Source organism: Kribbella sp. NPDC051620 (assembly GCF_044453825.1).
Taxonomy (GTDB): domain Bacteria; phylum Actinomycetota; class Actinomycetes; order Propionibacteriales; family Kribbellaceae; genus Kribbella.
The window spans coordinates 1-25,983 of sequence record NZ_JBITDB010000004.1 but is presented as its reverse complement, the minus strand read 5'-3'; the positions used below and the strand labels follow the sequence as shown (position 1 = coordinate 25,983).

Below are 25,983 nucleotides of genomic sequence, written 5' to 3'. Positions count from 1 at the left end.
CAGTGAACTAGTCTAGTTTCGCAGGTGTGACCGTCGTGGGTGACTCAGCGTTGTCGTCCCGCCCTAGCTCAGTTCGGCTGTGCAGCGGGCGGGGCGGCGACCGAGCCACGCTCGATCAAGGTCGGCTCGACGGTCGTGCGGCGGACGCGGCGGTTGGTGTCGACGGCCGACGTGACGCGGCTCACGACGTCGGCGACCAGGTCGTCGAGCGGCCAGTGGAAGGTGGACAGCGGCGGACTGAGCAGCTGGGACATCGGCTGGTCGTCGTACCCAAGCAGGGACAGGTCGTCGGGGACGCAGATGCCGAGCTCCTTGCAGGCGGCGTACACGCCGAAGGCCATCGAGTCGGCGAGCGCCAGGATGCCGGTCGGGCGGCGGTCGCCGGTCAGTACTTCGCGGGCGACGTCGGTTGCGCCGGCCAAGTCGTGCGGACAGGGCACGATCCGCACCTTGACCTTCAGTCCGAACGCGATCCGCTGCGCGATCTCCTCGGCCGGCCGCTCCACCTCGAAACGGCGGGACGGGCTCAGTACGACGACGTCGCGGTGACCGGCGTCGGCCAGCCTGCGCAGCGCGGTACTGACTCCGGTCTCGTTGTCGAACAGCACCTCGGACTTCGCCTTCGCGGCCGGCAGCGCGTCGCCGATCGCGATCACCGGCGCCTGCTGGGCGATCTTGGCCCAGCCCTTGGCGCCCGGATCGATCGGGATCACCACGATCGCGTCGGCGCGATGGTCGACCAGGTGCTGGGCGAGCTGGAGCTGCCGGTCGGCGTCACCGGCCGAGTCGATGATCCACGCGTTGCGGTCTGGGGCGAGCAGCTCGCGGCCGAGCGCGGCGGCCAGCCGTTGCTGCCAGAGGTCCTCGAGCGAGGCGCACAGCACGCCGATCGAGCCGCTGCGGCCGGAGGCGAGCGCGCGGGCCACAGGGTCGGCCTGGTAGCCGAGACGCTCGGCGGCTTCCTGCACCCGCGCTTGCGTCTCCGGCGTTCCTTGCAGACCTCGCAGGGCGTACGACACGGCGGCCATCGAGAGACCGGTGTCCGCTGCGATGTCCTTGAGGGTCGGCCTGCGGCCTGTTGCGGACATGCCATCGACCCTAGGGCACGGTGGGGACAAAAACCTGTCCAGGGATGGACTTTGCTGGAACGGCGCTTGACAGGTGGTGCTTTGAAGCGCTTCACTACAGGTGTCTTGAAGCGCTTCAAAATCGGTATGGCGGAGGAGGTGTGGGGCTCGTGGGTGACGTGATCGACGTGCACCAGCACCTCTGGCCGGCTGAGTTCATCGACCGGCTCCGGGCGCGTACTTCGGCGCCGTACCTGGACGGCTGGACGCTGCACACGCCCGGCGAAGCGCCGTACGAGGTGGATCCGGCGGCGCATGCCGTGGACAAGCGGGTCGCCGGCGAGCTCGATGCCGGCACCTCGCTGGTCGGGGTCTCGCTGTCTTCGCCGCTCGGGGTCGAGCACCTCGGCGATTCCTTGCTGCTGGACGCTTGGCACACCGGCGCCGCGTCGTTGCCTGCGCCCTTCAAGGCCTGGGCTGCGGTCAACCTGTCGGAGCCTGACCTGGCTGGGCTGGAAAGCCTTCTGGATAAGGGTTTTCTGGGTCTTCAGTTGCCGGCCCAAGTGATCGGTACGCCGGCCGGCTGGGCCGCTGTCGGCCCGCTGCTGGCGCTGGCCGAGCGGCTGAACAAGCCGATCCTCGTTCATCCCGGGACACCTTTGCCGCCAGGTGAAGAGCTGCCCGGGTGGTGGTCGCCGGTGGTCGACTACACGACCCAGCTCCAGGCCGCTTGGTGGGCGTGGCATGCATTTGGCGGGCGTACGACGTACCCGAAGCTGCGGCTCTGCTTCGTCGCTGCGGCCGGCCTGGCGCCCGTGCACCACGAACGGCTCGCTGCCCGCGGCGGCCGTCTCGGCACCATCGACACCAACCTGTACGTCGATACCTCGAGCTACGGCCCGCAGGGCATCGACGCTGTCGCCCGGGTCCTCGGCATCGACCAGGTCGTACACGGCACCGATCGGCCGTACGCCGACGTGACCGAGTTGCGACAGGGAGACGCCGCGACCGCGGTGATCCAACACAACAACCCGCACCGGCTCCTGTTCGGACCGGTGCCACCTCCTGAGAGGGGAGTGCAGTGACTGCTCAGCCCGTTTCCGACGCACCCGTCGTACCCGCGCGCCAGGCCAGCCGGCTCGTGGAGCTCAACGACTGTCTGTCGCTGGACAACCTCCCGGGACGTGACCTCACCCCCGACGAGTTGGCCGAACTGGCCGGCGGCCTCGCCGCCCAGCCGCACCTGTGGGAGGACAAGGTCGCCTACAGCGACGACGAACGCGTCTTCGCCTCCCTGCACCGGGACGCCAACGTCGACGTCTGGCTGATCTGCTGGACCCCGGTGAACGACACCGGCTGGCACGACCACGACGTCTCCTCCGGCGCCGTCGCAGTCGCCCGCGGCGAACTGGTCGAACACAACCTCGCTATCGGCACCGAACCCATCGAAACCACCATCGAAGCCGGCGACGTCTACGGCTTCGGCCCCGAACACATCCACCGCGTCGTCGGCTCCGCCCCCGGCAGCGTCACCGTCCACGCCTACAGCCCGCCGCTGTGGCGAATGGGCCAATACTCAGTAAAAGAAGGCGTCCTCCGCCGAGTCTCCGTCTCCTACGCAGACGAACTCCGCCCCCTCGACTGACCGCCTCAAGAGAACACCAAAGCACAAAGACGAAGTACAAGACACAGATAGTTCCGGTGGCTCGCGCAGTCTTCAGCCTCCGGGCGGCTTCGAACAGACGCTCCTTCACCACGACGTGGTGAGGGAGCGTCTGTCGTGCTGGCAGATCGATGCCGGAACCACCGCACGAGCCGGATACAGCAAGTCCAACGGCTGAGGCGCAACGCAAAAACGAAGTACTAGAACAAGATATGGATCGTGCCCATGGCACAGCTCAGTTGGAACCACCCGTTGGTTTCGAGTAGGCGCTCATTCATCAACAGCCAGCCGGATGGCGAAAATCGTCGGCGCGGCGCGGCGCGGCGCGGGGACGTACGGGACGTTCTGGGTTTGACCTGCTCGGCTCCATGTGTGCTGGCGTACGTGCCGGCGGGCCGCGGGTGACGACGGCCGGCGCTGGCGGACGTGCGGCAGCACGATGCCCTCGCGGCGGCGCCCGGCGCTGGGCGGTGTGGTCGGTGGTGGCATCGCGTTTTGGGCCACGGACCGGCGAGGGGTAAGGACCGGCAGGAGGGCGGGCCGGCAGAGGGGACGACCCGCAGAAGGGATGGCAGTCGCCTCAAGGAGTTGAAGTCGGCGATGGCTGTGGGTCCGGCCCGGCCATGGACGATCCCAACCGGAGGCACGCCGCCCAGCACCACCGAAGTGTCCGTGGCGGGCGACGCCGAGAGCGCCGAGGTCCTCTTGGGCCTGCGAGATACCGGTTGGCGTCGGCCTTCTAGGGACGGGCTGACGTCGAGATACAGCAGTCGGAGGGCGCGGGTCTACGTCGAGTTGCCGGGCGGCGGAGTACCGATTGACGTCGAGGTGCGGGCGGCGGAGTGCCGGTTGATGTCGAGGTGTGGGGCGGCGGAGTGCCGGTTGATGTCGAGGTGCGGGCGGTCGGGTACCGGTCGAGGTGCTGGGGTGCTGGGGTGCCGGTGTAGCGGTCGAGGTGCTGGGGGTTGGTGGGGTGCGGGCTGATGTCGAGAGACAGCGGTCGGCGGGGGTGGGTCGGCGTCGAGTGCGGGGGTGGGGGTGTACCGGTTGACGTCGAGGTGGCAGGCGTTGGTGGAGCACCGGTTGAGGGCGAGGTGCGTGGGCGGTGGGGTATCGACTGAGGCGGAGGTGCAGGAGCGATGGGTTTCTGAAGTTGCTGGCCGGCTGAGTGGATGTTGATGGTTGGACTGCTCGGCTGCATCTGCCCTGGGTGCGCGGGGGGTGGCAGGCGGTGGGTGGTGAGCGAAGGAAGTTGTGGACGTGCGGAAAGGCGTCCGGCTATTGGCTGGGCGCTGGGGGTGGGGCTATTGGTCGGCCGGTGGCCGTGGTGCGTGGGGGTTATGGGCCGGTGGAGGGGATGCCGGATTCGCCCCAGGGGTTTAGGGCGGTGACGGCTTCGGGGGTTAGCCAGGACAGGCCTGTCGCGGCGAGGTTGGTTGGGGTGACGGTGGTGGGGCGTAGCCGGTAGGGCTGGGCGTTGTGGGGGTTGACGCTGACCGACTGGGACCAGGCTGCTGCGGCGGTCAGGGGTGCGAGCCAGGCCGCAGCGGTGCCGTCCAGCGTCAAGCTGCCCGGGGAGGGCGGGGACTTCGCGGTGCTCGGGGCTTCCGGAGAGCTTGCCGAGAAGGGGGTGTCCGGGTTGGCCGAGGTGTTCGGGCTTGGTGGGGTGGCTGCGCTCGCCGAGGCGTTTGTGCTCTGTGGAGTGGCGTGGCCCGTCGGAGTGCTCGGGATTGACGGAGTGCCGCGGTTTGGCGAGGTGCCGGGGCTTGACGGAGTGCCGGGGTTTGGCGGAGTGGTCGGGCCCGATGGGGCGTTCGGGGGGCGTGGGGTGTTGGGGGACGGGGCGGGCATGGTTAGGCGGGTTGGGGTGGGGATGGTCCAGTGGGGGCGGGTGATGTGGACCTTGCCGTTGGTGATGGTGACTGTCCAGTGGCCGGCGTGGACGGCGCGGTGGTGGGCGCCGCACAGCAACACGAGGTTCGAGATCGCGGTCGGGCCGCCGTCGACCCAGTGGATGAGGTGGTGGGCGTGGCAGTGGGAGGGTGGCGCTTTGCAGATGACGCAGCCTTTGTCGCGGCGGTTGAGGGCGCGGCGGATGGGGCGGGTGACGAACCGGTACTCCGTGCCGACGTCCAATGGCTGCGAGTCGGTGCCGAGGACGATGGGGAGTACGGCGGCGTCGCAGGCCAGCAGCCGGACTGCGGCGGCGGACAGGTTGTCGCCGAAGACGAGTTCGCCGACGGCTGCTGAGGTGAGGGCTTTGAGGTCGGTGAAGTCGATGGTGACGGTGAGGTGTGGGACTCCGGGGATGCCGGTGGTGGGGTCGGCGCCGGTGGCGATGTCGAGGATGGTGGTCAGGGCGTCGGCTTGGCGTTTTTCGTGGGAGCGGGGGTCGAGGTTGCCGTCGGCGGTGCGGTGGGGTTTGGCGAGGTCGTGGATGGCGGTTTTGAAGTGTTCGGCGTTGGCGCCGGCGAGGTAGCCGCTGAACTTGATGCCGTGGTCGGCGGGCCGGATCCGTAGTGATTCTTTCTGGTAGGCGTCGTCTTCGGCGGGTTCGGGGCCGTCGGTGTCGAGGCGGTCGAGGACCTGGCGGCCGAAGTCGCGCAGACCGCTGGGGGTGAGGTAGCGGGCGGCTTGGATCATCTGTTCTTCGGCGACGCGGAGAGTCTCGGCGGGGACCGTGGAGGGGGCTTTGTCCAGGGTGGTGACGATGACTTTGGCGTGGTCCGCGGTGAGACCGGTCGGGTCGTCGTCAGCCACGGTGAGGGCAGCAACGACGGCCTCGTATTTGGGGAGGTTCTTGAGGAATGTGAGGTCGTTGCGGGTGTCGGCGGGGTCGCGGCGGTGGCGGAGTTCGAGGAGTTCGATGGTGTTCTTGGCGCCGAGTTCGCGAGCGAGGCCGCGGGATTCGACATCGTCGACGACGTCGAGGTAGTAGGTGTCCAGAATCCTGCGGGCAGCCTCGACCGTGTCCAGAGTGACGACCAGTTCGTCGTCACTCTGGAGGTAGGTCGGTCGCAGCTGCGGGATCTCCATGGACACAACACTAGACCGACCCGCCGACAGTTTTCAGAGTCGAGAAGCCCTTGTGGACAAGGGATTCGTGGGTGGCAGGAAGCGGCCAAGTTGTCCACAGCAACCGCCGGTCTGTGGACGACGGGCGGGGCAGGGATCTGCCCCGAGGTGCCCCTGGTCTGCCCTGGGAATGGCCTGATGGGGAGCGGTCATCGTCTGCAGGGTGGTTGGTATGACGGCAGAGACGCAGGTTGGCGTGGATGTTCATTACACGGAGCGGTGTAACGAGGAGGTTCGGCTGCGGAGTACCTGGCGCGGGCGGTTCGAGATGGCGCGGACGCAGCATCTGTTGAGGCAGTACTTGCCGGAGGCGCCGGCTGAGGTGGCGGATATCGGCGGCGGACCGGGGGCGCATGCCTGCTGGTTGAAGCAACTGGGGTACTCGGTCGAGTTGCTCGACCCCGTGGAGCGGCACGTCCGGCAGGCGACGGCGGCCGGGATCAGTGCGGTACAAGGGGATGCGCGGCGGTTGCCGTGGGAGAACGAGCAGTTCGACGCGGCGTTGCTGGCGGGGCCGATCTATCACCTGACCGAGGCGTCGGATCGGCGGCTGGCGCTGCGGGAAGCGATCCGGGTGGTGCGGCCGGGTGGGTTCGTCGCGGTGGTGGCGATCAACCGGGCGGCCAATTTGATCGGCTCGACGATCGCGAACACGTTGCTCACCAGGCAGCAGGTGGTGACCGACATTCTCGAGACCGGGTTCAGCCCGGACAACGAGCGGATGGCGGAGACGGTCTACCACACGACCACCCAGCTGCGGACCGAGTTGGTCAACGCCGGTCTGGCATCCGTCACGATCCATGGGCTGACCGGCCCGGGTGGGTGGCTGACGGTCGCGATCGATCGGTACTTCGGTGAGATCGAGCTGCCCGAGCTGCTCCAGCAGCCGCCGCCGATGGAGACCGCGCTGGAGTGCTCGCGTCTCGCCGACCGCCATCCCGAACTGGTACCGGCCAGCTCGCTGCTCTTCGCGGTCGGTCAGTGTGCTTGAGCGACGGCGCCGACGCAAGATCCATGAGGAGGCGGTCCGGTACGCCGCCAACGGCTGGCCGGTCGCGCCGCTCGCCGTACCGCGCCATGGTGTCTGCCCGTGCGGTGGAACCTGTCTGGAGCCTCACCTCGTCGGTGAGGTTGTCCGTGATGGCTACCGCGCAGCCGAGGTCTGGCCCGAACCAGGTCGTACCGTCGGGTGGAAGCCCGCCACTACGCGCCGCCTGGACGAGGCGGAGCTGGCCGCAGGCGCACTACGCCACTGGACCGCCGCCGACCTACCCGCTGCTGCGGTGGGCGGCGAGGGCAATCACCGCAACAGCCCAGGGCTGGTACTTGGCCAGCCGGATGTCCGCCACACCGGCGCCGGACCACGGACAGATGGAGGTGGCGCCGAGCCGCGGACAGGTGGAGGTGGCGGCGCCGAGCCGGGGACTGGTGAAGGTGGTGGCGCGGTGCCGGGCACCGGTGGTGGTGCGGGGCTTGGTGTCGGTGGTGCTGGGGTGGTCGAGTGGGTGGGGTCGCCGGGTGAGGTGAACCCGAGGGCTGGTGGCGCGGATGTCGGCGGTGACGCGGCGCCGGATGCTGGTGGCGGTGCCGAGCCCGGGACCGGTGAGGGTGGCGGCGCGAGGCCGGGTGCTGGTGGTGGAGGCGGCGCGCTGCGGGCAGGTGGGGGTGGTGGTGCGGTGCCGGGCGCCGGTGGTGGTGCGGGGCTTGGTGTCGGTGGTGCTGGGGTGGTCGAGTGGGTGGGGCCGCCGGGCGAGGTGGGCCCGGGGGCTGGTGGCGCGGATGGCGGTGGTGGCGCGGGGGCGGGTGCTGGTGGCGGTGCCGAGTCGCGGACTGGTGGTGGTGCGCTGCCGTGCACCGGTGGTGGTGCGGGGCTTGGTGTCGGTGGTGCTGGGGTGGTCGAGTGGGTGGGGCCGCCGGGCGAGGTGAACCCGGGGGCTGGTGGCGCGGATGTCGACGGTGGCGCGGAGCAGGCGGGCGATGAGGGTGGTGCGGAGGCGGGTGTCGGTGGGGATAGCTGCGTGGAGTTGGGTGGTGATGGGGAGTGGGGGATTGCCTTGGTTAGTGAGTGGTTTGACGTTATGGAACTGCCGGCGGCGTATGGGGCGGTGCTGAATCATCGGGTGAAGGCGGGGTGTCCTACGGCGATGGCGCCGGTGGGGCGGCGGTGGATGTTTTTTGTGGTGCAGGGGTCGGTGCCTCGGGAGCAGGTGGAGGCGGTGGGTGGCGTACTGCATTCGGGTCCGAAGGGCTGGGTGCCGGCGCCGGGGACCTGGACGGAGGAGACGGGGTGGATCCGATGGCTCGTCCACCCGTATCTGACCGAATGGCGGCCGTACCAGCGGCGGGATCCGATCGATCTGATATTTCTCTGACTATAGTCAGAGAGTGAGTATTTCCGACGTCAGGAGATTCAACCGCACCGTGACCCAGCGGATCGGCGCGCTGAGCGACACCTACATGGCGCGCGACCGGCCGCTGGGACAAGCCAGGGTGCTCTGGGAGATCGGCCCGGACGGCTGCGACGTGCGCTCGCTGCGGTCCCGGCTCGATCTCGATTCCGGGTACCTGAGCCGCCTGCTCCGCATCCTGGAGAACGACGGGCTGGTCGAGGTCGAGCAGAACGGCGACGACGGCCGGGTCCGCACCGCTCGCCTCACCGCGCAGGGACTGAAGGAGCGAACGGTCCTCGACCAGCGCTCCGACGACCTCGCCGCATCGATCCTCGACCCGCTGAGCGAATCGCAACGCGCCCGGCTGATCACCGCGATGGCTGAGGTCGAGCGGCTGCTGATCGCCTCGACGGTCACCGTCGGCATCGTCGACCCGCGCCACCCGGACGCGAAGTACTGCCTTCAGTCGTACTTCGATGAGCTAGGCGCTCGCTTCGATGCGGGCTTCGACCACGCCCGCACCCTCTCGGCCAGCACCGACGAACTCACCCGGCCGGCCGGTCTGCTCCTGGTGGCGACCCTGCACTCCGAGCCGGTCGGCTGTGGCGCTCTCAAGTTCCACGGCGACGAACCGGCCGAGGCAAAGCGCATGTGGGTCTCACCCGAGGTCCGCGGCCTCGGACTCGGCCGTCGCCTCCTCACTGAACTCGAGAAGCAGGCAGCGGCACACGGCGCTCCAGCACTGAGACTGGAGACGAACCGCAACCTCACCGAGGCGATCGGGCTCTACCAGGCCGCCGGCTACACCGAAGTACCGGCCTTCAACGACGAGCCCTACGCCCACCACTGGTTCGAAAAGCAACTGGCAAAGGGCTGAGGATCCCCCTGGCATCCTCAGCCCTTTCCCGTTCACACGGCAGGTGTTACTTGCGGAGCAGACCGAGCAGGCCGTGCGTCTCGCCTGCGATGCCGGCGGAGAACCAGATCGCGTCAGTACCACCTGTGGTCGCCGTACCGGGGGTCAGGGCCCACAGACCCGGGATGACCACCGGACGGCCGGTCGCGGCGTCGCGCACCTGACTCGCGACCTTGTGCTGGAAACGGCCGTGGTTCTTGGCCTCGACGACGTTGATCCGGCCGTCGCCGAAGTTGCCGATCAGCAGCGCTCCCGCCTGCTTACCCCACGAAGCAGGCGCGATCGCGAGACCCCACGGCGCGTTCAGCGAGTCGTGCGAGACGATCCGGTCGACGAACCGGCCGTCCACCGAGTACTCGTCGACGATGCCGAGGCCCTTACCGCTGGCGGGGCGGTGGGTCACCGGGTCGACCTTGACGTACGCGACGAAGATCCGGCCGTTCAGCGTCTGCACGTTGTAGGGGCTGTAACCCTTCGGCAGCGAGGCGTCCTTGAAGGCCCACGCGGGCTGCGCGACCGGGGCGAAGGCGTTGTCGAAGACGTCGATCTTGCCCTGCGCGAAGTCGGCGGCGTACAGCTGATCGCCCTTCGTCGCAGTCGCGATGGCCAGGCCGGTGTAGACAGCACCCGGCGTGGTGGCCTTGATCTGGGCGTCACCGATCAGCGGCGTCGCGGGCGGGCCCCAGGCGGCGATCTGCCCGGTCAGGGTGGAGAAGATGAACCGGGCTGACACACCAGGAGCCAGCTGGAAGCCGGTACCGGCGTTGGCCACCTGCCCGGTCGGGGCCGGGACGTTGACGCGCACGGCCGCCACCTTGGTCGCGGCGGTCGCGCCGGGCGCCGCGGAGTACAGGGTCGAGGTGGAGGTGCCCTGGTTGGACACCCACAGCGGTGAGGTCGCGCCGAGGGCGAGGCCCCACGGGTTGACCAGGTCGGGATCGAGCAGCGCGGCCTGGCCCGGTACGTCGGACACCAGGTTGACCTGGTGCAGGGCAAGGTCGTGGCGCGAGTCATGACCGTAGGACTCGTGCGCGCTGGCAGTGGCGGGAACGACCAGTGCCAGCCCGCCGACGAGTGCGGCGGCGGTGGCGAGTGGGCGTCCCTTGAAGCGAAGCGACATGACACTTTCCTGTCGGTTGGCGAAGTCGAACACCACCCATACGAGCGAAAGGTCTGGCCGGTTCAGCGGTTCGCACGATAGACATGGCGAAACCGAAAACTCCGGGGGACACCACATGCCAGACCTCTCGATCCAGCCGCTCAACCCGAAGCTGCTGCCGGCCGCGACGGGCAACTACACGCACGGCGTCCAGGTGGACGGCGCCCGCCGGCTCGTCTTCGTCAGCGGCCAGGTGCCGTGGGGCGACGGCCAGGGCAAGATCCCGGACTCCTTCGAGGACCAGTGCCGGATGGTCTGGCGCAACATCCTCGCCGTCCTGGCCGAGGCGGGCCTCGGCGTCGCCAACCTGGTGAAGGTGACGACGTACCTGTCCGACCGCCAGTACCGGGCCCTCAACTCGAAGATCCGCGAAGAGATCCTCGGCAACCACGCCCCGGCCCTGACGATCATCATCTGCGACATCTACGCCGAGGAGTGGCTGCTCGAAATAGAAGCAGTCGCCGCTTCCTGATCCCGTACTGCGGTCCACTCCCCGCCGATTGGTTATGGATCCGCCGAGCCGCCCGCGCCTAGCCTCAACAGCATGCGGATCAGAATCGTCGACGCGTTCACCGACCAGCCGTTCGCCGGGAATCCGGCCGGGGTGTGTCTGCTCGAGGCTGGTCCCTGGCCCGCGGACAGCTGGATGCGGCAGATCGCCGCGGAGGTGAACCTGTCCGAGACGGCTTTCGCGCGCCCGCTCCCCGACGACCCGGATGCGGACTGGGAGCTGCGCTGGTTCACCCCGACGGTCGAGGCGAAGATGTGTGGTCATGCCACTCTCGCCACCACGCACGTGATGGCGTCCGACGGCCTGCTGGACGGCCGGGTCCGCTTCAACAGCTTGAGCGGAGTACTGGTCGCGTCGGTCGAGGACCAGCTGATCACTCTCGACTTCCCGGTGTCGCTGCCGGCCGTGATCGAAGCGCCGGAAGGCCTGCGCGAGGCGCTGGGCATCGAGCCGGTCGAGGTCTACCGCACAGAACCGCTGGGTGACCTGCTCGTCGTCCTGCCGGACGCAGCAGCGGTCCGCTCGGCGGCCCCGGATCTCATCGCCGTGGCGAAGCTCACCGAGAAGTTCGCCTTCCGGGGCGCAATCCTCACCGCACCGGCGGAGGGGGACCTCGAGCCGAGCGGGCTGTATGACTTCGTCTCCCGCTTCTTTGCGCCGGGCCACGGGATTCCCGAGGACCCGGTGACGGGGAGCGCGCATACCGGGCTGGCGCCGTACTGGGCGAAACGCCTCGGGCGGGAGCGGCTGGTCGGGTACCAGGCTTCCGCCCGAGGCGGGGTCGTTCAGGTCCTGCTGGCCGGCGATCGAGTGCAGCTCACCGGCCATGCCGTCACCGTGATCGACGGCGAGTTGAAGGTCTAGGCCCAGGTCTCCGCGTGGGTGATGGTCCCGTTGGGGGCGCCCAGCTCGGTGAGAACGTCCTCGGCGTCGGCCTCCAGCGGCTCGAACGGCCACTCCGGTACTACGTACGCGCGCGCACCCGCGACGAGATCGACCCCCGGCAGCTCGAACCACGCCTCGCCGACCTCGCGGCTGATCTCGTAGATGGCCTGCTCGGCCGTCTCGACCGGCTCCCGCTCGCCGGACTCGTCGAGCTCGGCCGGGTGCCGCTCCTGCGCCGACTTGCCGGCCTCGAGCAACGCGTCCAGGTCGACCACCCGCAGGTCGAACCGCGACACGACGCTGATCACCTGGTCGCGCTCTTCGTCCTCTTCGTCGTCCGCGTCCTCGTCGACCTCGTCGTCCAGCAGCAGCGGCGCGGTCCCGGTGTGCTCGAAGACGGCGTCGTTCCAGCCCTCGACGAGCTCCTCCAGCGCGGCGTTCTGCTCGTAGAGCGTGTTCTGGTCCTCGTCACCGGTCATCGCCAGCAGGGCCTCGGTGTGGGCCTGCAGGCGTTCGGCCAGCTGGCGACTGGCCTCGGCCAGTGCCTTGCGGCTCTCCTCGGAGAAGAACTGCTCCCCGGTGGCGGAGAACTCCTGGTTGTCCACTTCAGTCACTGCGGTTTTCCCTAACTCTGGTGGGGGCTGCTCGTACCAGGCGTAAGTATGCGAGAGACGCGTGAGAGCTGGGTCGCCGGGTGTGAGAGACCTGCGAGAACGCTGCTGACGGCGCAATCACCGCAGTTCAGTAGAGCCATGAGCACTGAGATGGCGAAGCTGTGAGCGCCGAGAACATCGCCGGCCTCGTCGTGGCCGCGGCCCTGGTCCTCTACCTGATCGCCGCCCTGATCTTTCCCGAGAGGTTCTGATGTCCGACGCTGCCGCCGGCCTGCTCCAGGTCGGCTTGCTGGTCGCGCTCCTGGCCGCCGTGTACCGCCCGCTGGGTGGGTACATGGCCCGGGTCTACACGTCCGACAAGGACGGCCGGATCGAGCGCGGAACGTACAAACTGCTGGGGGTCGACTCCAAGGCCGACCAGACCTGGGTCGTCTACACGCGCTCACTGCTGGCGTTCTCGGCGGTCGGGCTGATTCTCCTGTATCTCCTCCAGCGGCTGCAGTCGCACCTGCCGCTCTCGCTGGGGCTGCCCAAGGTGGACTCGGGACTGGCCTTCAACACCGCCGCGTCCTTCGTATCGAACACGAACTGGCAGTCCTACTCGCCCGAGGTCACGATGGGCCACCTGGTCCAGTTCGCCGGCCTGGCGGTGCAGAACTTCCTCTCGGCCGCCGTCGGTATCACCGTAGCGATCGCCGTGATCCGGGGTTTCGCGCGGTCGAAGACGGACCGGCTGGGCAACTTCTGGGTCGACCTGACCCGCACGGTCGTCCGCGTGCTGCTCCCGATCGCCGTGCTCGGCACTCTCGCGCTGGTCGCGATGGGCGTCGTCCAGAACTTCTCCGGCGGTCACGAGGTCACCTCGGTGGTCGGCCAGGCCCAGCACCTGCCCGGTGGCCCGGTCGCCAGCCAGGAAGTGATCAAGGAACTCGGCACCAACGGCGGTGGCTTCTACAACGCCAACTCCGGCCACCCGTTCGAGAACCCGAACGGCTTGTCCAACCTGTTCGAGATCTTCCTGCTGCTGGTGATCCCGGTCTGCCTGACCCGCACCTTCGGCCTGATGATCAAGGACAAGCGGCAGGGCTACGCGATCCTCGGCGTGATGGGCACGCTGTGGGCCGCCTTCACCTTCTCCGCGACCTTCTTCGAGAACCAGGGCGCCGGTACTGCGACGCAAGCGGCCGGAGCCGCGATGGAGGGCAAGGAGACCCGCTTCGGCGAATGGGCCTCGGCCCTCTTCGCCAGCTCGACGACCGGTACGTCGACCGGCGCGGTCAACTCCGCGCACGACTCGTTCACCCCGCTGGGCGGCGGTACGGCGCTGTTCCACATGATGCTCGGCGAGGTCAGCCCGGGCGGTACCGGAACCGGTTTGTACGGCATGCTCGTACTCGCGGTGCTGGCCGTCTTCGTGGCCGGGCTGATGGTCGGCCGCACCCCGGAGTACCTGAAGAAGAAGATCACCGCACGCGAGATGAAGCTCGTCTCGCTGTACATCCTGGCCACGCCGATCGTGGTCCTCGTGGGCGCTTCGCTCGCCATGGGTCTGGCGACGGCGAGGGCGTCGATCTTCAACACCGACAGCCCGCACGGGTTCTCCGAAGTGCTCTACGCGTTCACCTCGGCCGGTAACAACAACGGCAGCGCGTTCGGCGGGATCAGTGCCGACATCCCCTTCTACAACACGGCTCTCGGGCTGGTGATGCTGTTCGGCCGGTTCGTGCCGATCGTGATCGTGCTGGCCCTGGCCGGCTCGTTCGCCAAGCAGCAGCCGGTCCCCGTCAACGAGGGCACGCTGCCCACCCACAAGCCGTTGTTCGTCGTCCTGCTCATCGGTGTCGTGCTGATCGTCACCGGTCTCACCTACTTCCCTGCCCTGACTCTCGGACCCCTCGCGGAGGGACTGTGACCACCCCGAAGATGCTGCTCACCTCGCTGCCGGACGCGCTCCGCAAGCTCGATCCGCGAGTGATGGTGAAGAACCCGGTGATGTTCGTGGTCGAGGTGGGCGCGGTCGCGGCCACGATCCTCGCCTTCACCGATCCCAGCGTGTTCGTCTGGTGGATCGTGGTCTGGCTGTGGCTGACCGCGGTGTTCGCCAACCTGGCCGAGGCCGTCGCCGAAGGGCGCGGCAAGGCCCAGGCCGCCACCCTGCGCCGGGCGAAGACCGAGACGACCGCCCGCAAGCTGTCCGCGGACCGCCTCACCGAGCAGGAGGTGCCGGCTGCCCAACTGCAACTGGGTGACCTCGTGGTCGTCGAGGCCGGCCAGATCATCCCCGGCGACGGAGACGTGATCGAAGGCGTCGCCAGCGTCGACGAGTCCGCCATCACCGGCGAGTCGGCTCCCGTGATCCGGGAATCCGGCGGCGATCGGAGCGCGGTCACCGGCGGCACCAAGGTGCTGTCGGACCGGATCATCGTGAAGATCACCACCAAGCCCGGTGAGAGCTTCATCGACCGGATGATCGCGCTGGTCGAGGGCGCGTCGCGGCAGAAGACGCCGAACGAGATCGCGCTGAACATCCTGCTCGCGAGCCTGACCATCGTGTTCCTGATCGCGACCGCGACGCTGCCGACCTTCGCCCGGTACGCCGGGATCGACCTGAGTGTCGTCGTCCTGGTCGCCCTGCTGGTCTGCCTGATCCCGACCACCATCGGCGCGCTGCTGTCGGCGATCGGTATCGCCGGGATGGACCGGCTGGTGCAGCGCAACGTGCTGGCGATGTCCGGCCGGGCCGTCGAGGCGGCCGGCGATGTGAACACGCTGCTGCTCGACAAGACCGGCACGATCACGCTGGGCAACCGGCAAGCCTCCGAGTTCATCCCGCTGGCCGGGGTCAGCGAGACCGAGTTGGCCGACGCGGCCCAGCTGTCCAGCCTGGCCGACGAGACGCCCGAGGGCCGCTCCATCGTGGTGCTCGCCAAAACGAAGTACGAGCTGCGGGAACGGCACACCGGTGAGCTGCCGCACGCGACCTTCGTCGAGTTCACCGCGCAGACCCGGATGAGCGGCGTGGACGTGGACGGCCGGCAGGTCCGCAAGGGCGCGGCCGGCGCGATCACGGCCCGGATCCACGACCAGGGTGGCACCGTGGTGGCCGAGCTGGGCGAGATCGTCGACGGCATCTCCGCCTCCGGCGGAACTCCGCTGGTCGTTGCCATCAGCAATGAAGATGTGGCCCGCCCGCTCGGCGTCATCCACCTCAAGGACGTCGTCAAGGAAGGGATGCGCGAGCGCTTCGACCAGATGCGCGCGATGGGCATCCGGACCGTGATGATCACCGGTGACAACCCGCTGACGGCGAAGGCGATCGCCGAGGAGGCCGGGGTCGACGACTACCTGGCCGAGGCGACGCCCGAGGACAAGATGGCGCTGATCAAGAAGGAGCAGGAGGGTGGCCGGCTGGTCGCGATGACCGGTGACGGCACCAACGACGCGCCGGCGCTGGCGCAGGCCGATGTGGGCGTCGCGATGAACAGCGGCACGTCGGCCGCCAAGGAGGCCGGCAACATGGTCGACCTCGACTCCAACCCGACCAAGCTGATCGAGATCGTCGAGATCGGCAAGCAGTTGCTGATCACCCGTGGATCGCTGACCACGTTCTCGATCGCCAACGACGTGGCCAAGTACTTCGCGATCCTGCCGGCCCTGTTCGCTGCGGCCTATCCGGGGCTGGACAAGCTGAACCTCATGCAGCTGCACTCGCCGCAGTCGGCGATCGTGTCGGCGATCGTCTTCAACGCGCTGGTGATCGTGGCGCTGGTGCCGCTCGCGCTGCGCGGGGTCCGGTATAAGCCGTCCTCGGCGTCGGCGATGTTGCGCCGCAACCTGCTGATCTACGGCGTCGGCGGGCTGATCAGCCCGTTCATCGGCATCAAACTTCTCGACCTGCTGATCTCGCTCATCCCGGGCATCGGCTGAAGGGGATAGACAATGTCCAGCAGACTTCCCGCGACGTTTCGCCAGTTCGGGGCCGCAACGCGGGCGATCGCGGTGTTCACCCTCGGCCTGGGGGTGATCTATCCGCTCGCGATGACCGGGGCCGCCCAGGCGCTGTTCCACGACAACGCCAACGGCTCGGTCATCCAGGTCGACGGCAAGGACGTCGCCTCCGACCTGATCGGTCAGGACTACTCGAAGGATCTGACGCTGTTCCAGACCCGGCCGTCGGCGGTCAAGTACGACGGCGCGGGCAGCGCAGCCTCGCAGTACGGGCCGAACAACGCGGAGCTGGTCAAACTGATCGACGAGCGGCGGGCGGCGGTCGCCAAGCTCGAGAACGTCGATCCAGCTCAGGTACCACCGGACGCACTCACTGCCAGCGGCAGCGGCCTCGACCCGGCCATCAGCCCCGCGTACGCCGCGTTGCAGATCAACCGGGTCGCGCGGGAGCGCGGTCTCGACGTGGCCAAGGTGCGACAGTTGGTGAAGGACAACACGAAAGGCCGGACGCTGGGATTCCTCGGCGAACCGTACGTCAACGTGGTCACCCTGAATGCCGACCTGGTCGCGCTGGGATAACTGAGACGATGGAGAAATGAGCGGAAGCGGTCGCGGGCACCTGAGGATCTACTTGGGTGCCGCGCCCGGCGTCGGCAAGACCTACAAGATGCTGGGCGAGGCGCAGCGCCGGCGGGAGCGCGGTACGGACATCGTGGTCGGGTACGTCGAGACCCACGGCCGCGAGCACACCGCCGCCATGCTCGACGGCCTCGAGGTGGTGCCCCGCAAGATCATCGACTACCGCGGCGCCAGCTTCACCGAGCTGGACCTGGACGCCGTGCTGGCCCGCCGGCCGGAGGTCGCAATCGTCGACGAGCTTGCCCACAGCAACGTTCCGGGCAGCCGGAACGCCAAGCGCTGGGAGGACATCGACGCGCTGCTGACCGCCGGGATCGACGTGATCTCGGCCGTCAACATCCAGCACCTGGAGTCGATCAACGACGTCGTCGAGAAGATCACCGGCGTACCGCAGCAGGAGACCGTGCCCGACCGGGTGGTCCGGGCCGCCGATCAGATCGAGCTGGTCGACATGACCCCGGAGGCGCTGCGCCGCCGGATGGCGCACGGGAACGTCTACGCGGCGGACAAGATCGATGCTGCCCTGGGCAACTACTTCCGGGTCGGCAACCTGTCCGCCCTGCGCGAACTCGCGCTGCTCTGGCTCGCCGACCGGGTCGACGCGGGCCTGCAGCAGTACCGTTCGCAGCATGACATCGACTCCACCTGGGAGGCGCGCGAGCGGGTCGTCGTGGCGCTCACCGGCGGACCCGAAGGCGAGACCCTGATCCGGCGTGCCGCCCGCATCGCCGCCCGCTCCGCCGGCGGGGATCTGCTCGCAGTCCACATCACCCGGTCCGACGGACTGACCGGCGCCAATCCGACCGCACTGGCCCAGCAACGCGCCCTTGTCGAGAGCCTCGGTGGGACGTACCACCAGGTCGTCGGCGAGGACATCCCGGAAGCGCTGCTGTCCTTCGCCCGCGGCGAGAACGCCACCCAACTCGTGCTCGGCGGCAGCCGCCGTTCCCGGCTGACCGCGCTGCTCACCGGCCCCGGCATCGGCTCCAGCGCGATCCGCGACTCCGGCGATATCGACGTACACATCGTCACGCACTCGGAGATGGGCCGCGGCCGCTTACCCCGGGTGCATGGGAGCCTGTCGCGCCGGCGGCTGGTCTATGGGTTCACGCTCGCGGTCGTGCTGCCGCCGCTGTTCGCGGTGCTGTTCAGCCTTGGCGATGACACGCTCAACCTGACCAGCAATGTGCTCGCCTTCCTGTTCGCGGTGGTCGTGGTCGCCCTGGTCGGCGGTTTGTGGCCCGCTCTGCTCACCGCCGTCGCGGGCACGCTGGTCCTGAACTGGTTCTTCACCCCACCGAAGCAGTCCTTCACGATCACCGAGCCGAACAACGCGCTCGCCCTGGGCATCTTCGTGCTCATCGCCGCGCTCGTCTCGTCGGTGGTCGACCGGGCGGCCCGGCGTACCCGCCAGGCCGCGCGGTCGGCAGCCGAGTCCGAGACCTTGGCGACCCTCGCCGGCTCCGTACTCCGCGGCGAAACCGCCCTGCCCGCGTTGCTCGAGCGGGTCCGCGAGGCCTTCGGGATGACGAGCGCCTGCCTGATGGAACGCATCGACACCGACGAGCTGACCGAGACCTGGCGCCCACTGGCCTCAGCCGGTACGCCGACCTGCCGGCGCCCGGAGGACGGCGACGCGGAGATCCCCGGTCGCGACGACCTCGTACTCGTCCTGCAAGGCCGCTCCTTGGCCGCGGACGAACGCCGATTGGTGGGAGCCTTCGCAGCCCACGCTGCAGCCCTGGTCGACAAGGCCCGCTTGAGCGAAGCCGCCGCCGAGGCCAAACCACTCGCCGAGGCCGACAAGCTCCGTACTGCGCTACTCCGCGCGGTCGGCCACGACCTGCGATCCCCACTCGCTTCGGCCAAGGCGTCCGTCACCAGCCTGCGCGGCTCGGACGTCGACTGGACCGACGAGGAGCGGGACGAGTTGCTCGCGACGGCCGACGAGTCGCTCGACCGGCTGACGCGGCTCGTGGACAACTTGCTCGACCTGAGCCGGTTGCAGGCCGGGGTACTGCCCGTCTTCACCCGGCCGATGGCGCTCGACGAGGTCATGCCGGGCTCGCTGGCCGAATTGGGTGACCGGGCTGCCGACATCACCGTGGACATCCCGCACACGTTGCCGTTGGTGGACGCCGATCCGGCGCTGCTGGAGCGCGTCATCGCCAACCTGCTGGCCAACGCGGTCCGCTACTCGCCGCCTGGCCGGCCGCCGTTGCTGACCGGGAGTTCGCTCGGTGATGTGGTCGAAGTACGCGTGATCGACCGGGGGCCGGGCATCCCGCGCGAGGCACGGGACCGGGTGTTCGCGCCGTTCCAGCGGCTCGGTGACACTGACAACACCACCGGTGTCGGTCTCGGGCTTGCCCTGGCGCGCGGGCTGGCCGAGGCGATGCACGGCTCGCTGCAGCTGGAGGACACGCCCGGCGGTGGGCTGACCATGGTGGTGTCGTTGCCAGTGGCAACCTTGGGGGCGAGTGATGCGCCGGTACCGGGCAGCCGTGAGCGGTCGGAGGGGCGGGGATGACCAGAGTTCTGGTGGTCGATGACGAACCCCAGATCGTGCGGGCATTGCAGATCAACCTGAAGGCACGGCGGTACGAGGTGCACGTCGCGGGCAGTGGTACGGCGGCGCTCAAGGTGGCCGCGCAGTACCCGCCTGACCTGGTCATTCTCGACCTGGGGCTGCCCGACCTCGACGGCGTCGACGTGATCCGCGGGCTGCGCGGCTGGACCGAGGCACCGATCCTGGTGCTGTCCGGGCGGACGGACAGTACGGACAAGGTCGAGGCGCTTGACGCGGGCGCGGACGACTACGTGACCAAGCCATTCGGTATCGACGAGCTGCTGGCGCGGATGCGCGCGGTACTGCGGCGCAGCAACCTCGCGCAGGACCAGCCGGTCGTCACCGTCGGTGGCGCCCAGGTGGATCTGTCGGCGAAGCGAGTGACACTGGAGTCCGGCGAGGACGTCCGCCTGACACCGACCGAGTGGCACCTGCTGGAGGTGCTGATCCGGCACCCGGGCAAGTTGATGTCCCAGCGGCAACTGCTCACCGAGGTCTGGGGGCCGGGCTACGAGACGGCGAGCGGCAACCTGCGCTTTTACATGGGCCAGCTTCGCCGCAAACTCGAGGCCGACCCCGCCCGCCCTGTCCACCTGCTCACCGAACCCGGCATGGGCTACCGCTTCGAACCCTGACGGCTGAGCAGTTCGTCGAGGATGTCTCCTTCGCGCAGGTACGGTTCGAAGTGGCCGGCGCCAAGCGTCCTGAGTGTTGCCGTTGGCAACTTGTTGACCAGCCGCTCGGCTGCGGCGTAAGGGCAGTTGCGGTCGGTCGGTCCGTGCCACCAGGTCAGGCTGGTGGTGATCGCGGCCAGGTCGATGTCGGTCCACTCACCGCCCATCGCCAGCATCTCGTCGTACCAGCCGTCCATCCCCTGCGCGAACGCCGCGACCGTCGCGCGCTCCTGACCGGCCCGCCAGACCGGGTCGCTCATCACCTCGAGGTCGGACGCCGGCGCGGTCGCCATCGCGGCGTCCAGCGGGGCCAGTGGTGCGGTCTTGACCACCTCGTAGGCGCCGGCGAGGTGCTCCCGGAGCGTCGCCTCGTCACCGTCCCGGGCTGCCCGGAAGGCTTTCGTGTTGAACGGAATCATCTGGTCGTACTCGTCATCGTTCAGTTGGGGGAACCCGACCGCGATCGTCGCCGCGATCACCCGGTCCGGATGGTGTGCGGCGAACGCCAGTACATGCGGCCCGCCACCGCTGCCTCCGGTCAGGTAGACCCGGTCCAGCCCGAGGTGATCCAGGATCGCCGCCAAGTCGTCTGAGTGCTCCCGGTACTTCCGTCCCGGCAGCCGGGTCGAGTCGCCGAATCCCGGGCGCTCGGTGGTGATCACCTGGAGACCACGCTCGTTCCACAGGGTCCGGTCGGCCCGGATGCTCCAGCGCGACCCAGGGGTGCCGGGCAGGCGCAGTACCGGCGTACCGGTTCCGGTTCGCGTCCAGGCGACTGTGCGGCCATCGGGACGGGTCAACTGTTCGTCGAGGACATCGGAGTACAGGTCGTCGGTCATGGCTGGGATCATGGCCGATTTCTTCAAGACTGGGGAGGGGGCGACGGGGCAAGGTTGGGGTATGGAGATTTTCAAGGCTGCCCGGGAGTTCGTCCGGCGGGATGCGCGGTTGGTGGAGCGGCGGTTGTTCGCGACGGTGTTCGAAGGGGCCGATCCGGACGGGGTGGTGGACGCGCTGCGCGGCTATCAGAACGCGGACGGCGGGTTCGGGCACGGTCTGGAGCCGGACAAGCGGTGTCCGGACAGCACCGGGCTCGATGTGGAGACGGCCTTCGACGTCCTGATCGCCGCGGGCGTTCACGATGACGACCTGGTACGCCGGGCCTGCGACTGGCTGCAGTCGGTCGCTACGCCGGAGGGCACCGTCTCGCTGGCCTCCCCGGCGATCGAGGGCTACCCGCGGGCCGAGCACATGTCCGAGTGGACGTACGTCCCCGGCCTCAACCCGACTGCCGGGCTGGTCGGGCGCCTGCAGACGATGGGTGTCGAGCATCCCTGGCGGGACCGGGCCGCTGCATGGTGTGCCGACGCGTTGGCCAAGGGGTTCCCGGACGATGCGCACGCGATGCATGAGTCGCTGGAGTACCTCGAGCACACTGACGCGCCTGATGTCGCTGCAGTGAAGGAGTGGCTGCCGAAGCTCTCGCACTATCGCGCCGACGCCGCCGATCCGGAGTACGGGGTGACGCCGCTGCAGTTCGCACCGACCCCGGACAGCTTCTGGCGGCAACTCTTCGACGACGCTCAGCTCGAGAGCCACCTCGACCGACTGATCGCCGACCAGCAACCCGACGGCGGCTGGGCCATCACCTGGGAGCCGCCGGGCGCCGCCGCGACCCTCGAATACCGAGGCATCGTCACCGTCCAGGCCCTCCGCACCCTGAGGGCCTACGGCCGCCTCTGACCGGCTTCGACCGGGCGCTCGACTCGGCTAGCCGGCCTCGGCTGGGTGTTCGACCTGGCGGTCGCCCCACTGGGTCAGGAGGCCTCGGGCGATCTCCAGGTCGTCGCGCAGGGAACGGTCGGTCAGTACGTCGGGGAGCGCGGCGAGCGCATCGGCCAGCCAAGGGCCGATCGCGGCGGGCGCCAGCTTCTCTGGGTGTATCCCAGCCAGCCGTGCGGCCCGCACGGCGGTCACCAGCTCGCACGCCAGCACATCCCGGAGTGCATCCAGCAGCGATCCGGTCAGTACCGCGGCCTGCGGTGCGAAGCTCGCGTGGTGCTCGGCGCCCCGGGAGAGGGTCGCCGTACCGAGCGTGGCCGGCTGGGCGGTCGACCGGACGGAGGCGAGCGCGTCGTGGGCGACGTACTCGATCATCATCACGCCCGAGCTCGCCTCCGCGCCGCTGGCGAGGAAGCGGCTCAGACCGGTGAAGTCGGGATCGACCAGGTTCGCGACCCGGGATGTCGAGAGGGTGGCGACCGAGTGGAGGCTGAGCCGGAGCGAGTCGAGGGCCAGCGCGATCGGCATCGCATGCCAGTTGCCGTTGTGGAGCACGGTGTCGCCGGCCACCAGCGGGTTCTCCGCGGAGGCGTTGATGTCGATCGCGAGAGCGTTGCCCAAGGCATCGACATGGTCGACGGCCGGGCCGAGCACCTGGGCGAACGCGCGCAGGCCGAACGGGTCCTGCACCCGGGCCGGCGGGATCGGCAACTCGTCGAGGAGCCCACGCATCCGGCGGGCCACCCGGACTTGGCCGGGTTGCGGCCGGGCTGCGTGGACGCGTTCGTCGTACACCTCGGCATTGCCGCGCAGCGCGACATGCGAGAGCCCACCGACGAGCGGTACGACGTTGATCAGCGTCGCCGCCTCGACAAACGCCAAGCAGCACTCGGCGAGGGTGATCGCGTTGCTGGAGAGCAGGGGGAGTGCGCTGGTCCCGTCGATGACGTCCCCGAGCGCGAGCCCCAGCTCCGCCAGCGCACCGAGATCTCCGGTACCGATCGCGCCACCACGGTGGAGATCGGGCAGCTCATCGTCGTTGAGCAACGCGACGATCGCGTCCGCGACCTCGGGCTGCAGCCCCGACCCGCCCGATGCCAGCTGATTGACCCGGATCAGCAACCCGAGCCGAACCACATCCTTCGGGTACGACGTAGTCCCGGTCGTCGAGTGCGACGCCAGCAGCCGCGCCCCGTGCTCCGGATCCGACGTGAGCACATCCCGGTTGGCCCCGACCCCGGTGGTCCGCCCATAAACCGGCTGATGCAACGCGATCTCGGCGACCGCCTCCGCAGACGCGGCCATCCGTTTGCGGGCGTCGTCCCCCAGCCGCACGGTCGTCCGGCGCTGCCCGAGCGCGACCACATCAAGAGGCGACAGCCCCGCCCCGACAATCTCCACCGGCTCCACCCGCCCAGTGTGAGTCCTGTGACCCAGCGCACGTAGTACCGACGCCACCCCTCCGTCTCGAATCCGAGACAACCCCACTTTGAGCACGGAGCAGTCGTCGAACCCGCTGGTAACCGGCTGCCCGGTGCTCAAGGTGGTGCTGGAGGGCAAGCGAAAGCCCGCCGATCGGGGATCGGCGGGCTCGGGGTTTGGGGGTTACGCCTTGCCGTAGCGCTTCTTGAACTTCTCCACCCGGCCCTGGGTGTCCATCACGCGCTGCTGGCCCGTGTAGAACGGGTGGCTGGCGGACGAGATCTCGACGTCGACGACCGGGTAGGTGTTCCCGTCGTGCCACTCGATGGTCTCGTTGCTCTCGCGCGTCGAGCCGGTCAGGAAGCTGAAGTTGCCGGACTTGTCCCGGAAGACGACCCGGCGGTAATCGGGGTGGATGTCCTTCTTCATGCTGCGCTACTTCCTTCCAGGTAAGGGGCGAACGGATCGGTCAGCTGGTCGGCCGACTCATCCGTACGAAGGACACAACCATCGAGGACCCGGGCTAATTCCCGCCGGTCCAGATCGATTCCGGTGATCGACAGGTACGACGCGCGGTCGCCGTGCTCGGGGTGCCACTCGAGCGCCGACCGGGCCTGATGGGTCTGGCCGACCTCAGACCAGCGCTCCACCGGGAGGTCGGCGAGCCACGGGCCGAGGACGCCGAGAGCGATGTTCGTACCGAAGCTGTCCCACCCGAGTCGCGCGTGCGGCTGCGACGCGAGCCAGACCGTCCCCTTGCCGCGCACCGAGCCGGCGACCAGATCCTCCAGTACGTCGTACAGCCGCTCCGGATGGAACGGCCGGTCCGACTGCCACACCAGCGTCTGCACCCGCTCGTCCGTCTGCAGCGGAGCACTGATCGACCCGGGCTCGACCCAAGCCTCCGCCGCGTCCGGATCATGCAGCCGTACTCCGAACAGCTCCGCGGCTCTTGTCGCGGGCCGGACCAGCGCCTGCGGGTTCAGGGCGTTGGCCAGACCTTCGACCACGTCGGCGGGCTCACTCAGGATGACCGCGTTCGAGTACTCGACCTGCCGGACCAGTACCTCCGCGATCGCCCGGCCGTCCTCAGCCGCCGTCGGGATGCCCCGGTCGTGGATCAGGTCCTCGCCACTCACGTCCTTGGCGAAGGTGGCCGTGTCGAGGACCGTCAGGACCGCATCCACCTGGAGTTCGTCGCCGGCTTCCCGGGCGACCTCCTCGGCCAGCGCCTGGGTGTCGCCGGCGCCAGGGACAGAGACGATCGCCGCGCTGTACTTCTCGGTGGCGGCGATGCTCACCAGGAGAGGGAGGAGTGAGCCGCGCATTGCGCACGACACACAGGGGTGGCCCATCCGGATGACCTCGCGGTCGATGACGCCTCCCGCGGTACGGGCGATCCGGAGTACGGATCCACCCGCGAGGCCGCTCACGTCGTACTCGACCAGGACGGCCTGGCCGGCTACGGACAGTAGGGCGGTGGCGACGGAACCGCGCGCGGACTCGTCGACGCCCGTCAGGAGGGTGATCGGCAGCTGGCTCGGCATGGCACCCCTCGATGGTTATTGAAAATGATAACCAGTACAACGTACACTCCTGCCAACGGGAATGTCAGCCCCGGTGGCGGGTGTTCAACGCTACAGAGGTCAACGGCGCCGGGAGGCGCCCGGAAGGAAGGGTTCGATGGCCAAGCACAACGACGTCCGCCCGATCATCAAGCTGCGGAGCACCGCGGGGACCGGGACGACCTACGTCACCCGGAAGAACCGGCGGAACGACCCCGACCGGCTCGTGATCCGCAAGTACGACTCGAAGGTCCGCCAGCACGTCGACTTCCGCGAAGAGCGGTAGGAGCGGGTGGCGAAGACCAGCAAGATCGCGAAGAACGAACAGCGCAAGCGCACGGTCGCTCTGTACGCCGAGCGCCGCGCGGAGCTGAAGCGGATCATCGCGGACCCGGCGTCGGGCTTCGAGGAGCGCGGCGCCGCTCAGGTCAGGCTGCAGAAGCTGCCGCGGGACGCGAGCCCGATCCGGGTACGCAACCGGGACGTGGCCGACGGCCGGCCGCGCGGGTTCCTGCGCAAGGCGGGCATCTCGCGGGTCCGGTTCCGGACGATGGCGCACCGCGGCGAGCTGCCCGGGATCACCAAGTCGCCCTGGTGAACGGCCGGGGTTGGCACCCCTGGTCAAAAGCACTCTCCGGGGCGTGTATTGTTCTCTTTGTCGGAGCGAGTGCGGGACGCGAAAGCGGCCGGTCGCTTCGAACTCCCAGAAGGTCCCAGGAGCTGAAGCACGCCTAGTGCGGACTTCAGCCGCTGAGTCTTGCCGGGTGACTGGATCGAAAAGGGCCGATTTGACTGGCCCAGGACGAAACAGTAATGTTTGGCGGGTTGCCCCGGAGCTTAACTCGAAAGAGAAAAGCGCGGTGTGCGTCCGATTCTTGAGAACTCAACAGCGTGCCGAAAGTCAATGCCGAAATTTAGCATTTACCCCGTTCACAACTCTTTTCGGGGTTGTGGCGGATTCCTTTGATTAACGGATGATTCAAGTCAGTTTGATTGTTTCTGAGATATTCAATGGATCGTTTTTCGTTTTGTCTGTTCACTGTCTTCGGATGGTTGACATATAGATTTCAACGGAGAGTTTGATCCTGGCTCAGGACGAACGCT

General features: G+C 68.5%; 25 protein-coding genes. 16 read left to right on the top strand and 9 right to left on the bottom strand.

All coding sequences use genetic code 11. The annotated features are described in order from the left end of the window. Nucleotides 1–68: 68 nt before the first annotated feature. A complete protein-coding gene (locus ACIA12_RS19070; protein ID WP_396368333.1) occupies nt 69–1,088 on the bottom strand; it encodes a LacI family DNA-binding transcriptional regulator in 1,020 nt (339 codons plus the stop codon). A gap of 149 nt (nt 1,089–1,237) precedes the next feature. Between ACIA12_RS19070 and ACIA12_RS19065 the strand changes: the two genes are divergently transcribed. Beyond that, nucleotides 1,238–2,152 carry an amidohydrolase family protein gene (locus ACIA12_RS19065; protein WP_396368332.1) on the top strand — a complete coding sequence of 305 codons (915 nt, stop codon included), beginning with the start codon at nt 1,238–1,240 and terminating at the stop codon, nt 2,150–2,152. Next, nucleotides 2,149–2,712, top strand: a complete 564-nt coding sequence (locus tag ACIA12_RS19060) for a cysteine dioxygenase (RefSeq protein WP_396368331.1) — start codon at nt 2,149–2,151, stop codon at nt 2,710–2,712. Before ACIA12_RS19065 ends, ACIA12_RS19060 begins: the two co-directional genes overlap by 4 nt. Before the next feature lie 1,356 nt (nt 2,713–4,068). On the opposite strand, the gene ACIA12_RS19055 is transcribed toward ACIA12_RS19060, so the two are convergent. After that, entirely contained in the window at nt 4,069–5,766 is a 1,698-nt protein-coding gene (locus tag ACIA12_RS19055) for a DUF222 domain-containing protein (RefSeq protein ID WP_396368330.1), read from the bottom strand. Nucleotides 5,767–5,977: 211 nt separating this feature from the next. On the opposite strand from ACIA12_RS19055, the gene ACIA12_RS19050 reads away from it, so the two are divergent. Continuing rightward, on the top strand, nt 5,978–6,796 hold the full coding sequence (locus ACIA12_RS19050; RefSeq protein ID WP_396368329.1) for a class I SAM-dependent methyltransferase: 819 nt from the start codon (nt 5,978–5,980) through the stop codon (nt 6,794–6,796). A 277-nt stretch (nt 6,797–7,073) separates the two neighbouring features. On the opposite strand, the gene ACIA12_RS19045 is transcribed toward ACIA12_RS19050, so the two are convergent. After that, nucleotides 7,074–7,922 carry a hypothetical protein gene (locus ACIA12_RS19045; protein ID WP_396368328.1) on the bottom strand — a complete coding sequence of 283 codons (849 nt, stop codon included), beginning with the start codon at nt 7,920–7,922 and terminating at the stop codon, nt 7,074–7,076. 75 nt (nt 7,923–7,997) lie between these two features. Here ACIA12_RS19045 and ACIA12_RS19040 point away from each other — a divergent pair, with 75 nt between their 5' ends. Beyond that, a complete protein-coding gene (locus ACIA12_RS19040) occupies nt 7,998–8,177 on the top strand; it encodes a hypothetical protein (protein WP_396368327.1) in 180 nt (59 codons plus the stop codon). Between the two features lie 13 nt (nt 8,178–8,190). Next, a complete protein-coding gene (locus ACIA12_RS19035; RefSeq protein ID WP_396368326.1) occupies nt 8,191–9,072 on the top strand; it encodes a GNAT family N-acetyltransferase in 882 nt (293 codons plus the stop codon). A 46-nt stretch (nt 9,073–9,118) separates the two neighbouring features. On the opposite strand, the gene ACIA12_RS19030 is transcribed toward ACIA12_RS19035, so the two are convergent. Beyond that, nucleotides 9,119–10,231, bottom strand: coding sequence for a TIGR03118 family protein (locus ACIA12_RS19030; protein WP_396368325.1), 1,113 nt, complete (start codon nt 10,229–10,231; stop codon nt 9,119–9,121). 115 nt (nt 10,232–10,346) lie between these two features. On the opposite strand from ACIA12_RS19030, the gene ACIA12_RS19025 reads away from it, so the two are divergent. Both ACIA12_RS19025 and ACIA12_RS19020 read left to right on the top strand, forming a co-directional pair. Next, on the top strand, nt 10,347–10,742 hold the full coding sequence (locus tag ACIA12_RS19025) for a RidA family protein (protein WP_396368324.1): 396 nt from the start codon (nt 10,347–10,349) through the stop codon (nt 10,740–10,742). A gap of 72 nt (nt 10,743–10,814) precedes the next feature. Beyond that, nucleotides 10,815–11,645, top strand: a complete 831-nt coding sequence (locus tag ACIA12_RS19020; RefSeq protein WP_396368323.1) for a PhzF family phenazine biosynthesis protein — start codon at nt 10,815–10,817, stop codon at nt 11,643–11,645. On the opposite strand, the gene ACIA12_RS19015 is transcribed toward ACIA12_RS19020, so the two are convergent. Continuing rightward, nucleotides 11,642–12,280 carry a hypothetical protein gene (locus ACIA12_RS19015; RefSeq protein WP_396368322.1) on the bottom strand — a complete coding sequence of 213 codons (639 nt, stop codon included), beginning with the start codon at nt 12,278–12,280 and terminating at the stop codon, nt 11,642–11,644. The genes ACIA12_RS19020 and ACIA12_RS19015 overlap by 4 nt on opposite strands. Nucleotides 12,281–12,441: 161 nt before the next feature. On the opposite strand from ACIA12_RS19015, the gene kdpF reads away from it, so the two are divergent. Genes kdpF through ACIA12_RS18985 form a run of 6 tightly spaced genes read left to right on the top strand, consistent with a single transcriptional unit; the run spans nt 12,442 to nt 20,071 of the window. After that, entirely contained in the window at nt 12,442–12,531 is a 90-nt protein-coding gene (gene kdpF, locus ACIA12_RS19010; RefSeq protein ID WP_137256202.1) for a K(+)-transporting ATPase subunit F, read from the top strand. Next, complete coding sequence (kdpA, locus tag ACIA12_RS19005; protein ID WP_396368321.1) at nt 12,531–14,192, top strand: potassium-transporting ATPase subunit KdpA; 1,662 nt, start codon at nt 12,531–12,533, stop codon at nt 14,190–14,192. The genes kdpF and kdpA overlap by 1 nt, the downstream gene beginning before the upstream one ends. Nucleotides 14,193–14,203: 11 nt before the next feature. Beyond that, the gene (gene kdpB, locus ACIA12_RS19000) at nt 14,204–16,207 is read left to right on the top strand and encodes a potassium-transporting ATPase subunit KdpB (RefSeq protein ID WP_396369375.1); all 2,004 of its coding nucleotides are present in this window, start codon (nt 14,204–14,206) and stop codon (nt 16,205–16,207) included. Nucleotides 16,208–16,219: 12 nt separating this feature from the next. Further along, a complete protein-coding gene (kdpC, locus tag ACIA12_RS18995; protein ID WP_396368320.1) occupies nt 16,220–16,807 on the top strand; it encodes a potassium-transporting ATPase subunit KdpC in 588 nt (195 codons plus the stop codon). Nucleotides 16,808–16,823: 16 nt separating this feature from the next. Next, nucleotides 16,824–19,397 carry a DUF4118 domain-containing protein gene (locus ACIA12_RS18990; protein ID WP_396368319.1) on the top strand — a complete coding sequence of 858 codons (2,574 nt, stop codon included), beginning with the start codon at nt 16,824–16,826 and terminating at the stop codon, nt 19,395–19,397. After that, nucleotides 19,394–20,071: a response regulator gene (locus ACIA12_RS18985; protein WP_396368318.1), complete on the top strand. Its 678-nt coding sequence runs from the start codon at nt 19,394–19,396 to the stop codon at nt 20,069–20,071. Before ACIA12_RS18990 ends, ACIA12_RS18985 begins: the two co-directional genes overlap by 4 nt. Here the strand turns inward: ACIA12_RS18985 and ACIA12_RS18980 are convergent. Beyond that, nucleotides 20,053–20,949 carry an alpha/beta fold hydrolase gene (locus ACIA12_RS18980; RefSeq protein ID WP_396368317.1) on the bottom strand — a complete coding sequence of 299 codons (897 nt, stop codon included), beginning with the start codon at nt 20,947–20,949 and terminating at the stop codon, nt 20,053–20,055. The genes ACIA12_RS18985 and ACIA12_RS18980 overlap by 19 nt on opposite strands. Before the next feature lie 61 nt (nt 20,950–21,010). Here ACIA12_RS18980 and ACIA12_RS18975 point away from each other — a divergent pair, with 61 nt between their 5' ends. Further along, nucleotides 21,011–21,853 carry a hypothetical protein gene (locus ACIA12_RS18975; RefSeq protein ID WP_396368316.1) on the top strand — a complete coding sequence of 281 codons (843 nt, stop codon included), beginning with the start codon at nt 21,011–21,013 and terminating at the stop codon, nt 21,851–21,853. 27 nt (nt 21,854–21,880) lie between these two features. On the opposite strand, the gene ACIA12_RS18970 is transcribed toward ACIA12_RS18975, so the two are convergent. From ACIA12_RS18970 to ACIA12_RS18960, 3 genes are all read right to left on the bottom strand, one after another. Beyond that, nucleotides 21,881–23,293 carry an aromatic amino acid lyase gene (locus ACIA12_RS18970; RefSeq protein WP_396368315.1) on the bottom strand — a complete coding sequence of 471 codons (1,413 nt, stop codon included), beginning with the start codon at nt 23,291–23,293 and terminating at the stop codon, nt 21,881–21,883. Nucleotides 23,294–23,497: 204 nt separating this feature from the next. After that, the gene (locus tag ACIA12_RS18965) at nt 23,498–23,743 is read right to left on the bottom strand and encodes a type B 50S ribosomal protein L31 (RefSeq protein ID WP_328330752.1); all 246 of its coding nucleotides are present in this window, start codon (nt 23,741–23,743) and stop codon (nt 23,498–23,500) included. Then, entirely contained in the window at nt 23,740–24,861 is a 1,122-nt protein-coding gene (locus ACIA12_RS18960; RefSeq protein ID WP_396368314.1) for a CobW family GTP-binding protein, read from the bottom strand. The genes ACIA12_RS18965 and ACIA12_RS18960 overlap by 4 nt, the downstream gene beginning before the upstream one ends. Before the next feature lie 136 nt (nt 24,862–24,997). Between ACIA12_RS18960 and rpmG the strand changes: the two genes are divergently transcribed. Next, nucleotides 24,998–25,165, top strand: coding sequence for a 50S ribosomal protein L33 (gene rpmG, locus ACIA12_RS18955; RefSeq protein WP_396368313.1), 168 nt, complete (start codon nt 24,998–25,000; stop codon nt 25,163–25,165). Between the two features lie 6 nt (nt 25,166–25,171). Beyond that, the gene (gene rpsN, locus ACIA12_RS18950) at nt 25,172–25,477 is read left to right on the top strand and encodes a 30S ribosomal protein S14 (protein WP_396368312.1); all 306 of its coding nucleotides are present in this window, start codon (nt 25,172–25,174) and stop codon (nt 25,475–25,477) included. Nucleotides 25,478–25,983 lie beyond the last annotated feature (506 nt).